Source organism: Synechococcus sp. PCC 7502 (assembly GCF_000317085.1).
Classification (GTDB): Bacteria; Cyanobacteriota; Cyanobacteriia; order Pseudanabaenales; family Pseudanabaenaceae; genus PCC-7502.
The window spans coordinates 2,533,944-2,547,750 of sequence record NC_019702.1 but is presented as its reverse complement, the minus strand read 5'-3'; the positions used below and the strand labels follow the sequence as shown (position 1 = coordinate 2,547,750).

General features: G+C 41.3%; 12 protein-coding genes and 2 tRNA genes. 9 read left to right on the top strand and 5 right to left on the bottom strand.

Annotation, left to right across the window (positions count from 1 at the left end; all coding sequences use genetic code 11):
• Positions 1–80: transfer RNA gene (locus SYN7502_RS12670), tRNA-Leu, on the bottom strand.
• Between the two features lie 137 nt (positions 81–217).
• Between SYN7502_RS12670 and SYN7502_RS12665 the strand changes: the two genes are divergently transcribed.
• On the top strand, positions 218–1,984 hold the full coding sequence (locus SYN7502_RS12665) for a putative bifunctional diguanylate cyclase/phosphodiesterase (protein ID WP_015169193.1): 1,767 nt from the start codon (positions 218–220) through the stop codon (positions 1,982–1,984).
• 17 nt (positions 1,985–2,001) lie between these two features.
• On the opposite strand, the gene SYN7502_RS21185 is transcribed toward SYN7502_RS12665, so the two are convergent.
• Positions 2,002–2,124, bottom strand: a complete 123-nt coding sequence (locus SYN7502_RS21185; protein ID WP_015169192.1) for a hypothetical protein — start codon at positions 2,122–2,124, stop codon at positions 2,002–2,004.
• Positions 2,125–2,460: 336 nt separating this feature from the next.
• Here SYN7502_RS21185 and kdpA point away from each other — a divergent pair, with 336 nt between their 5' ends.
• From kdpA to kdpC, 4 genes are all read left to right on the top strand, one after another.
• The gene (gene kdpA, locus SYN7502_RS12660) at positions 2,461–4,164 is read left to right on the top strand and encodes a potassium-transporting ATPase subunit KdpA (protein WP_015169191.1); all 1,704 of its coding nucleotides are present in this window, start codon (positions 2,461–2,463) and stop codon (positions 4,162–4,164) included.
• Between the two features lie 176 nt (positions 4,165–4,340).
• On the top strand, positions 4,341–6,437 hold the full coding sequence (kdpB, locus tag SYN7502_RS12655; RefSeq protein ID WP_015169190.1) for a potassium-transporting ATPase subunit KdpB: 2,097 nt from the start codon (positions 4,341–4,343) through the stop codon (positions 6,435–6,437).
• A 14-nt stretch (positions 6,438–6,451) separates the two neighbouring features.
• Positions 6,452–6,742: a potassium-transporting ATPase subunit F gene (locus SYN7502_RS12650; protein WP_015169189.1), complete on the top strand. Its 291-nt coding sequence runs from the start codon at positions 6,452–6,454 to the stop codon at positions 6,740–6,742.
• A gap of 15 nt (positions 6,743–6,757) precedes the next feature.
• Positions 6,758–7,399, top strand: a complete 642-nt coding sequence (kdpC, locus tag SYN7502_RS12645; protein WP_015169188.1) for a K(+)-transporting ATPase subunit C — start codon at positions 6,758–6,760, stop codon at positions 7,397–7,399.
• 35 nt (positions 7,400–7,434) lie between these two features.
• Here the strand turns inward: kdpC and SYN7502_RS12640 are convergent.
• A tRNA-Val gene (locus SYN7502_RS12640) sits at positions 7,435–7,507 on the bottom strand.
• Positions 7,508–7,687: 180 nt separating this feature from the next.
• Here SYN7502_RS12640 and SYN7502_RS12635 point away from each other — a divergent pair.
• The 3 genes from SYN7502_RS12635 to SYN7502_RS12625 all read left to right on the top strand — a co-directional run bounded on the left by SYN7502_RS12635 (position 7,688) and on the right by SYN7502_RS12625 (position 11,001).
• Positions 7,688–8,392 (top strand): DUF928 domain-containing protein, encoded by a 705-nt coding sequence (locus tag SYN7502_RS12635; protein ID WP_210391284.1) that lies wholly within the window; start codon positions 7,688–7,690, stop codon positions 8,390–8,392.
• Between the two features lie 11 nt (positions 8,393–8,403).
• Positions 8,404–10,182: a CHASE2 domain-containing protein gene (locus SYN7502_RS12630; protein WP_015169186.1), complete on the top strand. Its 1,779-nt coding sequence runs from the start codon at positions 8,404–8,406 to the stop codon at positions 10,180–10,182.
• A 90-nt stretch (positions 10,183–10,272) separates the two neighbouring features.
• Entirely contained in the window at positions 10,273–11,001 is a 729-nt protein-coding gene (locus SYN7502_RS12625; protein WP_015169185.1) for a hypothetical protein, read from the top strand.
• A 7-nt stretch (positions 11,002–11,008) separates the two neighbouring features.
• Here SYN7502_RS12625 and SYN7502_RS12620 read toward each other — a convergent pair whose 3' ends face one another.
• The gene (locus SYN7502_RS12620) at positions 11,009–11,914 is read right to left on the bottom strand and encodes a tetratricopeptide repeat protein (protein WP_015169184.1); all 906 of its coding nucleotides are present in this window, start codon (positions 11,912–11,914) and stop codon (positions 11,009–11,011) included.
• A gap of 15 nt (positions 11,915–11,929) precedes the next feature.
• Entirely contained in the window at positions 11,930–12,265 is a 336-nt protein-coding gene (gene petJ, locus SYN7502_RS12615; protein ID WP_041429460.1) for a cytochrome c6 PetJ, read from the bottom strand.
• A gap of 168 nt (positions 12,266–12,433) precedes the next feature.
• Here petJ and SYN7502_RS12610 point away from each other — a divergent pair, with 168 nt between their 5' ends.
• Positions 12,434–13,651 carry a PP2C family protein-serine/threonine phosphatase gene (locus SYN7502_RS12610; protein WP_015169182.1) on the top strand — a complete coding sequence of 406 codons (1,218 nt, stop codon included), beginning with the start codon at positions 12,434–12,436 and terminating at the stop codon, positions 13,649–13,651.
• Positions 13,652–13,807 lie beyond the last annotated feature (156 nt).

The following is a 13,807-nucleotide window of genomic DNA, read 5'->3' as shown; positions in this document are numbered from 1 at the left end:
TGCGGTCAGGGAGACTCGAACTCCCACGGTTGCCCACTACCACCTCAAAGTAGCGCGTATACCAATTCCGCCATGACCGCAGATCATAGGATTAATATATTACAGCAATAGGTGAGTCATAATCAAACTTTTGCCTAATCCCGTGGGCAGCGTTAATATAATGTCAGCAATATTAAGTTAGCTGCAATTCACTTGCCATTCATTACACTAGAGCCAAATGCCTAAAATTCTAGTAATCGAAGATGAACAATCAGTCCGAGAAGATATTTTAGAAATTTTAGAAAATCATGGCTTTGAATCCCTAGGGGCAGAAGATGGATTAATAGGTATGCAGTTGGCACGGAACTATCAACCCGATTTAATCATCTGCGACATTATCATGCCCAATCTTGATGGCTATGGTGTATTACAGGAATTGCGAAGTTCTGATGGGCTTGCCTCTACTCCATTTATGTTTATGACAGCTAAAGCCGATCGAGCCAGTCACAGATTAGGAATGAATCTTGGTGCCGATGACTATATAACTAAACCCATTGGACAAAATGATCTCCTAGAGGCGATCGCTACCCGTCTGCAAAAAAACCTCTATCAAACCACAACCCAAGACCTAATCCGTAGTCTGCAAACCGCCGAAGAGAAGCTAAACTACCTAAGCCAACGGGATAGTCTGACGGGATTACTCAATCGCTATGCCTTCAAAGAAAATTTTAACCGAGCGATCGCTACTAGAGTTCCCTTAGCTATTTTAATAATTGATCTAGATCGCTTTAAACGGATTAATAGAACCAAAGGCTATTTATTTGCCGATGCTCTGTTGCAACTAGTAGCGCAAAGACTAGGAAAAGCTTTAGTTAACAATGATTACAGCCTAGCTCGACTCAATGCTGATGAGTTTGCCATTCTGATTAAGGATCAAAATCCTCAACCATCTCTTAAATCGCCTCTTGAATCATCTCTTGAATCTAAAGTTGAAAGTCTTTCCCAATCTATTCTCGATTCACTATCTCAGTCCTTTGTCATTGATCGCCAAGAAATCCGTATTAATGCCAGTATTGGGTCTGCCTTCTTTCCTGAACATGGTCAAAATTTAGATACGCTGATGCAAAGTGCAACCACAGCCCTGCAACAGGCAAAAATTTCCGGTGGTAATACCTTTGGAGTCTATAATGCTAATATCCAAGAGCCTGAAGATTCCCTAGAGCTGGAAATAGATTTATATAAAGCCATAGAACGTAACCAGCTTGAGCTTTATTACCAACCCCAAGTTTGCTTAAAAACTGGCAAAATCAAAGGAGTAGAAGCTTTACTGCGATGGGAGCATCCTAAGTATGGCTCTGTGCCTTGGCATAAATTTATTCCCTTGGCTGAACGCAATGGCGCAATTATGGTGATTGGTGAATGGGTGATCCTGTCAGCCTGTCAGCAAATGAAAGCTTGGCATCATCTACTTAATCGGCAGGGTTCTGAGCTAATTAAAGTGTCAGTTAATCTATCGCCTCGGCAATTTCAACAGGCAAGCTTGGGACAGATGTTAGATGATATTTTAACCAAAACAGACCTTAACCCCAATTATCTAGACTTGGAACTAACTGAAAGCACGATTGTCCAAGATATTGAAGGTAGCATTGCTCGGCTTAATTACTTTAAATCCTTGGGCGTAGAAATTTCCCTCGATGATTTTGGTACTGGCTATTCGTCTTTAAGCTATTTGCAACAATTTCCATTAAACACGCTGAAGATTGATCAAGGTTTTGTCCGCAATATGGCAATTAATTCTAAGAATAAAGCGATCGTCATTGCCATGATTCAACTGGGACATAGTATGCACTTAAGAGTTTTAGCAGAAGGTGTCGAAACCAAAGATGAGCTAGATATCTTAGTAGAAAACAACTGCGATTTAATTCAAGGACATCTCTTTAGTAAAGCTCTACCTGCTTTGGAATTAGAAAGTTTATTAATACAAGATCGGCGTTTAATTATTTAAATTCTAGTGCTGGGATGTCAAAGTAATCCTCGTTGAGAGGCGATCGCACCAACAATATCAGTATTCTCGGTGATCGCTATTGTTTGCAATTTTTCGTAGAGGCTGGCGGGTAGCTGAAGGGATACAAGTTCTATATTCATGACCAGATACTCAATTAATTCAAGGCTAGTTTAATATACCGACTCGATTTTTAACGGGAGATGGGGCTGGATGCTCTGCATAAAGTAGCCCGTCAACCCGTTCTGATAGGTTAGTCATACCACTATCGCCCATGCCGATACATATAGAGCAAAGCCCCAAATCCCTTCCAAATCTGGTTTTTTTCTTATATTGTATTGCGTAAGTCTTGACCTAAACAACATCTAAACATTTCCCTAAACTCAAGTTATATCTTTTTATACCTGTGCAAACTTGAGAAAATCGTCAATGATGGAAGGACTAAGTTAATGATTAGATCGAATTAGTGGAATTAATCTATGCTACAAGGATGGCTACAAATAGGGCTAACACTGATATTGATTGTGGCGATCGCCCCGATTTTTGGTAGTTATATCGCCAAGGTTTATTTAGGACAAAAGACCTTACTTGATCCAGTTTTGAGACCAATTGAAGCATTAATTTTTCGGTTGAGTGGAATTAATCCCGAAAACCCTAAGAATGGCTGGCAATATGCTGGGGGAGTTTTATACAGCAACTTGATTATGTCAGTGTTTTTATTTTTAATGCTGATGTTGCAAGGATTACTACCCTTAAATCCTACGGGTTTACCTGCTCCCACTTGGGATACGGCTCTGCATACAACTATTTCCTTTATGACTAATACCAATCAGCAGCATTATTCAGGGGAAACTACTCTCAGTTACTTCACTCAAACTCTGGGACTAGGGTTTATGTTTTTTACCTCTGCGGGAACGGGGATTGCGGTGGCGATCGCTTTTATCCGAGGTTTAACGGGCAGACCCTTGGGTAATTTTTATAGTGATTTAACCCTAGCGATTACGCGGATTTTATTACCGATTAGTATTGTCGGGGCGATCGTATTTATGGCGGCTGGCGTGCCTGAGACCCTATCTGTACCTATTATTGTCCCCACCTTAGAAAATCCTAATCTGAGTCAGGCAATAGCCATCGGACCAGTGGCACATTTTGAGATCATCAAGCAACTTGGTGAAAATGGTGGAGGGTTCTTTGCCATTAACTCCGCCCATCCCTTTGAGAATCCTAATAACTTCACGAATCTAATTCAGATTTTGGCGATGATTTCGATTCCTACAGCACTGATTTTCACCTATGGTGAGATCACTAATAATCGTAAACAATCGTGGTTATTGTTTGGTTTGGTGTTCATTATCTATGTCGCTTTCATTATCGTTACGGGAGTTGGTGAGTATCAAGGGAACCCTCTGGTCAATACCCTACTTGGTGGGCAAAGTCCAAATTTAGAAGGTAAAGAAGTACGATTTGGTTGGGCACAGTCGGCTTTATTTGCGGTGACGACCAGTGGAACTATGACTGGTGCTGTTAATTCTATGCTTGATTCTTTTATGTCAAATGGTGGGTTTGTATTTTTATCTAATTTGTTTTTGCAAATTCTTTGGGGTGGACAGGGGACGGGAACCGCATACCTATATGCCTATTCAATTTTGGCGGTATTTGTCACTGGGTTAATGGTAGGTAGAACTCCCGAATTTTTGGGACGGAAGATTGAAAAGCAGGAAGTAGTCCTAACTAGTTTTTTGATTTTGCTAGTGCATCCAATTTTTATCCTCATCCCCGGAGCGATCGCCCTAGCATTTCCCGATCAACTAGCAGGAATCAGCAACCCCGGTTTTCATGGACTCTCCCAAGTAATTTATGAATATGCTTCAGCCGCAGCAAATAATGGTTCTGGGTTTGAAGGATTAGTGGATAGTCAACCTGCCGCCACAGGATTATGGTGGAACCTTAGTACTTCCGTCAGTTTATTGGGAGGTCGATATATTCCCATAGTTGCCCTACTTTTATTGGCAGATGGCATGTCCCGTAAACAAACCGTTGCCATGACTGCAGGTACACTTCGCACTGATACGATTCTATTCACATCTGTGACTGCGGGAGTGATTTTGATTATGGCTGCCTTGACTTTCTTTCCTGTATTAGCTTTAGGACCAATTGCTGAAGCTTTTCAACTTAGTTACTAACTAAATTTAACTAAGTTTAAAGTGAAAAATTTAAGTGTGAATTCTAGTTGAAAATAATACTTTTTTCGATCTCAACTTCATTTCAACTTCCTAATAAGGTATCTCTACACAGAATACTCAATTCTCTTTCATTCTTTCCAATATTCTTCCATACTTCTTAATAGTTTAGAGAAAAAATGAATACTCCATCTTCTCCTAAAATTCCTAGTAAGGTTCCCAGTGGTACTCGTGACTCTCGCAGACATACCCCCAAAGCCTCAATGGTAGGGCTATATCCTAGGGCGATTAAATCAGCTTTTGTGAAGCTCAATCCCAGAATTGCTGCTAGAAACCCAGTGATGTTCTTAGTCTGGATTGGCACGATTGTCACCTTTCTTGTCACTATTGATCCCAATTTATTTGGCACCGTTGCAAGGGATGTGAATCAAGAACGTATTCTCAATGGATTAATTACAATCATTCTGTTTTTTACAGTAATTTTTGCTAACTTTGCCGAAGCGATCGCTGAAGGTAGAGGAAAAGCACAGGCTGACTCCTTAAGAACTACCCGCACTGATACCCTTGCCCGTAAGGTTCTACCCGATGGCTCCATCCAAAATATTAGCTCTACGGAACTGCGACGGGGGGACTTAGTCAAAGTAATAATAGGTGAAATGATTCCCGCCGATGGGGAAGTGATTGATGGAGTGGCATCAGTGGATGAGTCTGCAATTACAGGGGAGTCAGCACCAGTACTCAAACAACCGGGGACGGATATTGCAAGTTCGGTGACGGGTGGAACGCGCATAGTTTCCGATGAATTAACTATTCGGATTACTACCGACCCAGGTAAAGGTTTTATTGATCGGATGATTGCCTTAGTTGAAGGCGCAGAACGCACGAAAACTCCTAACGAAATTGCCTTGACGGTTCTTTTGGCTGTGCTAACACAGGTCTTTCTAATCGTAGTAGCCACGATTCCTCCCATTGCCAACTATGTAAAAACTCCCACGACGATCGCTATTCTAGTTTCTTTATTAGTAGCTCTAATTCCTACAACTATTGGTGGACTTTTAAGTGCGATCGGCATTGCAGGCATGGATCGGGTAGCTCAGTTTAATGTAATTGCCACATCTGGTCGAGCAGTGGAGGCTTGTGGAGATATTAATACATTGGTGTTGGATAAAACTGGAACTATCACCTTAGGTAACCGCCTAGCAGATCAATTCATCCCTGTGAATGGACATTCTATTGATCAAGTGGCATCCGTAGCTTTAGCAGCCAGCCTTTTCGATCAAACCCCTGAAGGTAAATCCATTGTGCAATTAGCAGACAGATTGGGAGCAACTTTACACTTTGACCCTAGTAAAGCTGAAGGAATTGATTTCTCCGCTAGAACTCGCATGAGTGGAACTAACTTGCCAGATCAAACTGAAGTGCGTAAAGGCGCAACCGAAGCAATTAGAGGTTTTGTGCGATCGCGCGGTGGCAATGTACCAAAGGAATTTGATGATGCCTATGAACAAGTATCCAGGCTCGGTGGAACGCCTTTAGGTTTATGTCAAGGGAATGAGTTGTATGGGGTAATTTATCTCAAGGATATTGTTAAACCGGGCTTGCGCGAAAGATTTGATCAACTGCGGCGTATGGGAGTGAGAACCATCATGCTGACTGGGGATAATGGCATTACAGCTTCAGTAATTGCCGCCGAAGCGGGGGTCGATGATTTCATTGCCGAAGCTACTCCCGAAGATAAAATTGAAGTTATTCGCAATGAACAAGCTCAAGGAAAGCTAGTAGCGATGACAGGGGATGGCACCAATGACGCTCCTGCTCTGGCTCAAGCAAATGTAGGCGTAGCCATGAATTCTGGCACCCAAGCCGCAAAGGAAGCTGCCAACATGGTGGATTTAGATTCTGACCCAACTAAACTGATTGATCTTGTAGCGATCGGGAAGCAATTACTAATCACGCGGGGAGCATTAACCACTTTTTCCATTGCCAATGATATTGCTAAATACTTTGCGATTATTCCCACGATCTTTGCCAGTGCTGGAATTGGAGCATTAAATATCATGGGTCTAAAAAGTCCGCAATCAGCAATTCTCTCTGCACTTATTTACAATGCTTTAATTATTCCTGCCCTAATTCCCATCGCCCTAACTGGAGTAAAATTTCGTCCTTTGACTGCGGATCAACTTCTACAACGGAATATTTTGATCTATGGACTGGGTGGAGTTATCGCTCCGTTTGTGGCAATTAAATTTATCGATATTCTACTGCCAATTACCTAATGGAGAATGTACACATGACTCAGATTAAGCCTAATTCTACTAATCAATTTGCTAATCAATTTAAAAATGAACTTAAAAATGAATTAAAGCAGCATTTACTTTCTTTAACTCGTCCTAAGCATTCCCGATCGCTCAAATTATTTCTGTTGGTGTGCTTAAACCTGATTATTGCTCCAGCAATCTATGCTGTTAACTCTGAAATTTTAGGGCGATCGCAGGCTTATGCCATTGGAATTTTGGGAATTGTAACTGTGAGTTTTTCCATCTACCTCTTTTTTGTCATGTTTCAACCAGAGAAATTTTAGAATCAAAGAAAACCTATGAACCCCATTCGTGAACTTACTAAAGCTCTCCGCTTTACCATCATCATTTGGCTCTTGGTAGCAGTAATTTATCCCTTTTCTATGTTAGCTATCGGACAGGGATTATTCCCCAATCAGGCAAATGGTAGTTTAATTCGTAATGCCCAAGGTGAAGTTATTGGCTCTGGTTTAATTGGACAGCCTTTTACTAGCGATCGCTATTTTAACAGCCGCCCTAGCACTACCAACTACAGCACTGCCAATCCCAAAGATGATCAAGCTGGAATCCTGAAAACGGGGGTATCTGGGGCAAGTAATTTAGCTCCGAGTAATCCTGATTTGATTGATCGCATCAAAGGTAAACCTGATCCAAACCCCCAAAAAGCGATCGCAGGCGAGATTCCCCGACTCCAAAAAGCTGGCATTACGCCCACCGCAGATTTAGTTTATACCTCCGGCTCTAGCCTTGATCCTCACATTACCCCGCTCGCTGCCAAAGCACAAATTACTCGAATTGCCCAAAGTCGAAAAATATCCCCTAATCAGTTGGAGGTTTTGATTCAGCAGAATACCGATGGACGTTTCCTTGGCATTTTTGGCGAAGAAGGAGTAAATGTGCTGAAGTTAAATCTAGCACTGGATACCCTGCTTAAATCTTAGGGAATTTACTCAAAAGATTAAGATACGAATAGCTATGGGCGATGAGGGACTCGAACCCCCGACAAACTCGGTGTAAACGAGCCACTCTACCAACTGAGTTAATCGCCCTTTGGGGTTTATACATATTAGCAGAGTTACCAAAAATGACAAGAGTAAAGATTAAGATTTTTCTGAAATTTAGATACTAGTTATTTTATTGGGTGATTAATAGTATTAAGTCTCGTGATATAACTCACAGCTTTAATCTGCCTTAATCGATATTGTAGGTTATAGTTCCAATCGATGTTTATGCTTAATTTTCTCCCTAGGAGTAAAACCATGATCGCCAAGCCTTTACTAGTTAGCTCTTTATTATTAGCTGTTCTTCTTGCCCCAAGTCTGGAGAGCAGTGCCAACCCTAGTCAGTTTCAGAGATTTTTTTACAAACCTCGCACAGGCATGGGTATTCCCCAAAACTCCTTGGGGGGAACCACTAGATCGGATTCATGTAAAAGTAACTGCCCTATTGTTCTGGTTCCTGCTGATACTATTCCCTTAACCGCGTCGGCAAAGCCTAGTTTTTTATTTTATGTTCCCAGTATGAAAGAAGGTAAAGCCCTATTTCAGCTATTTGATCAACAGGATGATAAGGTTTTTCAAACTACTTTTGATTTAACAGCAACTGGTGGTATTGTCCAATTTAATCTGCCCAATGATGCTCCTAATTTAGAGACTGGCAAAAATTATCAGTGGCGGGTGGTAATTAGAAATACTGAGGGGACAAACGAGCTTAAGGGATTTGTGCGGCGAGTCAGCTTAAGTGCAAAGGTTAATAGCCAGCCTCAAACGGCAGAAACCTATGCTCAAGAGGGTATTTGGCTAGATATGCTTAAAACTCTTGTTGATGATAAAGCCCCAGAAGCCACAGTGCAGATGCGAGAATTATTGAAATCCGTGAAATTTGAAGCGATCGCTAACCAGCCCCTGCTAAAATGCTGCAAACCGATTAACTAACTGAGTTGCTAATGCGTGCAAAAATCCGTAACCAAATTTGGGCGTGGCGAGGGGTTCTGGTAGTAACGCCAATTACCGTATTATTGGTTATTGCTTTAAGGGCATTGGGGTTTTTGCAACTTTCTGAACTGTTTGCCTATGATCAGTTGTTACAGTTACGTCCTAGTGAACCTCAAGATCAACGGGTAATTATTGTTGGCATTGATGAAATTGACCTTCAAACCTTAGAAAAATATCCCATAAGCGATCGCATTCTTGCTGAGTTAATTACAAAAATCCGTCAACAAAAACCTAGGGCAATTGGGTTGGATATTGTGCGAGATCTACCCGTTGAACCTGGACATGATGAATTAGTTAAAGTGTTTAAGACTACTCCTAATCTTGTGGGAGTCAGAACAATTAAATCTGGGACTGGGGCGATCGCTCCTCCTCCAACCCTCCAAGATCAAGGACAGGTAAGTGCAGCTGAGCTAATTATTGATAATGATGGTGTAGTTCGACGGGGCTTTTGGGGGGCAGAGCTAGAAAAAGGGCAGTCAATTTTAGGCTTAGGATTATATACAGCATTAGAGTTTCTGAATGCCGAACCTAATGTGCGCTATCCCCAAGCTGTGCAATCTCCCCATTATTTTAAGAGTAATGATGGTGGTTATGTGGGGGCTGAGGATTTAGGTGATCAAGTTTTATTAAATTACCGCCGTTCTGAGCCAAGATTTCGCACGGTTAGTTTACGAGATGTGCTGCAAAATAAGATTCCCCAAGATTTATTTAGCGATCGCCTAGTGCTAATTGGGGTGACGGCAGTGAGTTTAAAGGACTTTTTCTCTACTCCTTTAGATCGTAACTTTGGCACTAGCTTTAGCCAAACGGCGGGTGTGGAAATTCATGCTCAAGTTGCTAGTCAAGTTTTAGCTGCTGCGATCGATGGGAGAGAAGGTATTACGACTTGGGAGAAACCTTGGGAATACCTATGGATTATTGTTTGGACTGTTGGAATCGGTATTTTTACATGGCAACTACGAAATTTTCGCACGGCTCAACAATTTTGGCTAGCTAACCTCAGTGGTGTAATTTTAACTGTGGGAGCGATCGCCCTGAGTGATTATGGCGCATTTATTGTACTTAGTTGGTGGATTCCCCTTATACCGCCGATTATAGGTGTAGTTAGTACAGGACTGGGGATGACTGCGTTTATTTATGTGGACAGACTTAAAGCCAGCGAACAAAGGTACCGTCTCATTGCCGACGAATTGAGGATTGCCGAGGCAAACTATCGCAGTATTTTTGAAAATGCGGTAGAAGGAATTTTTCAAATGACTCCTAAGGGGAAATTTTTAAGTGTGAATCCGTCTTTTGCAGAGATGTTTGGTTATGAATCACCGCAGGATTTGATTACCCATTTAGAGCAAACGGGGGAAAGTTTATATGTTAGTCCCAATTGCTTAACTGAACTGAATTTACTTTTTTCTGAGACCAACTCTGATGAGGTTTCAGGTTTTGAATACCAAGCTTACCGACGCGATCGCTCGATTATATGGATCAGAGAAAGCGTCAGAATTGTCCGTGATGCCGATCAAAATATTCTTTATTACGAAGGTATTGCCGATGACTATACCAAAGCAAAACTGGCAGAAACATCCTTAAAACAACAGTTAGAAGACTTAAAAATTGAAATCGATGAGGTGAAGCGCCAAAAACAAGTATCACAAATTACAGAATCCGACTTCTTTCGAGATATTCAGGCTGAACTGGCAACTTTTAGCGATGATGACGATGATTTTGAGCTTTAAACCCTGTAAATGCTACTATTAGGTCTAGGTGGTTCGCTATAGATTCAGTAACAGATTTACTATAGAACCGTATTGAATTGTTGATAAATCATGGAAATGGTATTTTCTCAGTTCCGTTCCCAATATCCCCAAGGTAGTATCGTAACCGAAATGCTGGCTAAAGTTGATGGGCTGCATACCTTTCGAGCGATTATTAAAGATCACGATCTGGTTTTGAGTACAGCTACGGCGGTAGACTCCGATCTGGAAACTGCAGAGGATCGAGCGATAAAACGAGCTTTAACTACCCTTGGCATTACCTTTGAGAGTAGTTATGGTATCCAAGCCACGTTGATGCCGCAAATCAACCAACCCGCCCTTAAAGCACCAACAAAGTCAGCAGCACATCTTTTAGAATCTGTTGCCACCAGTACAACTTTTGAATCATCCTTTGCATCTAATCAATCTGCTAACGAATCTAAGGAGCAGCCTTCTAGTTATATTCAGCCTAAATACACAGAAAAATATGAACCTGAAGTATCTGGTAAGGCAAATAAATCCCAGCAGTTTCAACAACAAGCCCTTGATAGTTATGCGGATAAATATGAAAGCCCTACGGCTGTAAAGTCCGCAAAACCAGAGCAACATAAATCAGAACCCATTGATCTATCCAGTCAGTTGTCACAAATTATGGTAGAAATGGAAAGAATTGGCTGGACAAAACAACAGGGAAAAGATTATCTCCAACGCAAGTATAAAAAGAGTTCCCGTGATCAGTTAAGTGCATCAGAGGTATTCGATTTTTTAGAGTATCTACAATCACAATCTGATACTTTTTAAGCTATTTTTAGGCTGTAGTAGTGCGATCACTTAACTGTTTTGCTAGATCAAGGGCGTAGGCATAGTCATCCATTAGTCCTTTTGCTAAAAACTCTTGGGCAGCAGCATTAAGATCGGCAATTGCCTCAGATTTTTTTCCTAGATTCTGAAAGGCGATCGCCCGACTGATTAAAGCTTCAGGATTATGGGCATTGATCCTAAGAGCTTGACTAAAATCTTGGGCAGCAGCAACATAGTTTCTTTGTTTTTGGTAGGCACAGCCCCGATTAAAGTATGCCCGATCGCTTTGATGATTGGCTAAGATTGCCTGGGTATAGTTTTGTAAGGCGGCACCCATATCTTTGAGGAAAAAGTAAGTTAAGCCCCGCTCATTATATATTTCCGATAATTGCGGATCATTATGGTTGATTACGTTTATAGCTAAATCATAGTCAGCGATCGCCTGTGGTAATTGATTTAAGGCAAACCTTGCCAGTCCTCGATTATAGTAGGCGCGAAAATCCGGGTTAATCGTTAAAACTTGATCGAAATCACCGATTGCCTCTCGGTATTTTCCCAAATTGTAATATGCCAAGCCTCGATTTAAGGAGGATTCGGGATTACTTTGGGTATTAATGGCGATCGTGCAGTCTGATATTGCCAGTTTATACTTTTGCAGGTGCAGGTATGCTAAACACCGATTAGCATATGCAGAAGTTACACTAGTCTTGCTATCAATGGACTTACTAAAACTGGCGATCGCAGCAGAAAAATCATTAGTTAGAATTTGCTGAATTCCCCTGTCAAAATCACTGGATTGGGAACTACTAGAAGAATTGGCTGAATAGGCGAAAGCAGCAGAAAAAAATAAAAGAGTCCCGATCACAAATACTGCAACTAGAACTCTGAATACAACCCTAACTTTTTGGATCACTAGCTTTTTATCTACCTACTTTTTCTTCCAACCAGCGTCAGCCTGAGCTAAAACATAATTAGCAACGTTTTCAATTTCATCAGCTTTCAGTTTCTTACCAAACGCTGGCATGGCATTTTTACCCTTGGTTACTTGGGTGATAATGGCATCAACAGAATACATTCCATATTGTTCTAGGGCATCTTTTTTTAAGGTTTTAGCTGCCACCACATTGTTGCGTCCTAAAGCATGACAAGCAGCACAGTTAGCTTTAAAGATTTTTGCTCCAGATTCTAAATCCACGGCAAAGGCGGGCTGGCTAAATCCCAGCAGAAACATACATAGCAGCACTACAGATATAACTTTTTTCACTTCAGCATTTTCTCCAGATAATCAAAATTACATCTATTGTGAAACTACGTTGATCTAAAAGTCAAAAGACGGGCTGTCAAATCACGGTTATTAGACTCCATGTCAAACCCATACTAAATTAGGTGATCACAGCAAAAATGAGTACTATTAAGTCAGTTTGAGAGAAATATGGATGTAAACATGAATGCTGTCAGTGTGAATATTAGTGGTCGCCAACGCATGCTATCCCAACGGATTGCCATGTTTGCCCTACGGTTGGCTAGCCCAGAATACATTACGGAGCAGCAGGCTGTGCGTGAACAATTAAGTAACCTAGCTGACCTTATGGGAAAAGCACATCGGGGACTTATTTACGGAGATGCCAGCATGGGTTTACAGGGAAATCCTTCTCAATCTTTACAGAAGATATACTTTGGGGAACCACTGTTTGTCGATCGCCAAGTTTGTGATTTTATTAGTGCGGTGCGATCGCTGATCTCTTGTCCCGCCAGTGAGTTACAAGCCAATAATCCCTATTTACGGACAATCGTTACAGCCGCAGGAACGAAATTACTCAATGCCTTAGAAGCAGTTGTGGCACAGTATCAAAAAGAAAGTGAAGAAATTCAAGCTCTATACGAGCAAATTAAAGCCGAGAATCTACGATTTAGTACGGAATTAAATATTTCTAGGCAACTCCAGCAAATGATTTTACCGAAAACCGATGAGCTATGCCAAAATCCAGAACTAGAAATTGTCGGTTTTATGGAACCTGCAGAAAAGGTTGGTGGCGACTATTATGACGTACTACACCAAGGAGGAAGGGTCAAGATCGGCATAGGTGATGTTACGGGACATGGTTTAGAAAGTGGCACGATTATGCTCATGGTACAAACGACAGTGCGAGCCTTACTCAATGCTAATATCAACGATCCTGCTGTCTTTTTACATGCTCTCAATCAAACCTTATACGGCAATATTCAGCGCATGGCTACTAGTAAGTCTATGACCCTATCTCTCATTGACTATGATCACGGTAAGGTTACGGTAAGTGGGCAACATGAAATGCTGTTGCTGGTACGTCAAAACGGCAAGATTGAACTCTTTGATACTATCGATCTAGGTTTCCCCATTGGTATGGAAGAGGATATTCGTCCCTTTTTAAGCGAAAGTTCTATGTATATGGAGGCGGGCGATCTACTTGCAGTTTATACCGATGGCATTACTGAAGCAGAAAACTCCAATCGTGAACTCTATGGCTTAGAACGGCTCTGTCACCTTTTACAGCAACATCGTCATTTATCCGCTAACGAAATCCAAAATCTTATCATCGCTGATGTGCGATCGCATATTGGTAAGCACCGCATTTACGATGACATTACTCTGGTGATTCTCAAAAAAAAGTAATTTTGTCCTAGCCTCTGGGAGATTGAATAGGAGCTAATTTAGTTAATCTATGAATTATGATAAGCACGATATCAATTTTGACAAGCCAAAGCTCAATTATGAAGATTGTCTGAACCACCTAAAGAACGAATTTTAATCTAATTGAGATGTTGTGGT

Excerpts from the sequence above, each read along its gene's own strand:
- kdpC (WP_015169188.1), top strand. The coding sequence starts at position 6,758 with ATGAACCCCATTCGTGAACTTACTAAAGCTCTCCGCTTTACCATCATC.
- SYN7502_RS12650 (WP_015169189.1), top strand. The coding sequence starts at position 6,452 with ATGACTCAGATTAAGCCTAATTCTACTAATCAATTTGCTAATCAATTT.
- SYN7502_RS12625 (WP_015169185.1), top strand. The coding sequence starts at position 10,273 with ATGGAAATGGTATTTTCTCAGTTCCGTTCCCAATATCCCCAAGGTAGT.
- SYN7502_RS12630 (WP_015169186.1), top strand. The coding sequence starts at position 8,404 with ATGCGTGCAAAAATCCGTAACCAAATTTGGGCGTGGCGAGGGGTTCTG.
- SYN7502_RS21185 (WP_015169192.1), bottom strand. The coding sequence starts at position 2,124 with ATGAATATAGAACTTGTATCCCTTCAGCTACCCGCCAGCCTCTACGAA.
- kdpB (WP_015169190.1), top strand. The coding sequence starts at position 4,341 with ATGAATACTCCATCTTCTCCTAAAATTCCTAGTAAGGTTCCCAGTGGT.
- SYN7502_RS12610 (WP_015169182.1), top strand. The coding sequence starts at position 12,434 with ATGGATGTAAACATGAATGCTGTCAGTGTGAATATTAGTGGTCGCCAA.
- kdpA (WP_015169191.1), top strand. The coding sequence starts at position 2,461 with ATGCTACAAGGATGGCTACAAATAGGGCTAACACTGATATTGATTGTG.
- SYN7502_RS12635 (WP_210391284.1), top strand. The coding sequence starts at position 7,688 with ATGCTTAATTTTCTCCCTAGGAGTAAAACCATGATCGCCAAGCCTTTA.
- SYN7502_RS12665 (WP_015169193.1), top strand. The coding sequence starts at position 218 with ATGCCTAAAATTCTAGTAATCGAAGATGAACAATCAGTCCGAGAAGAT.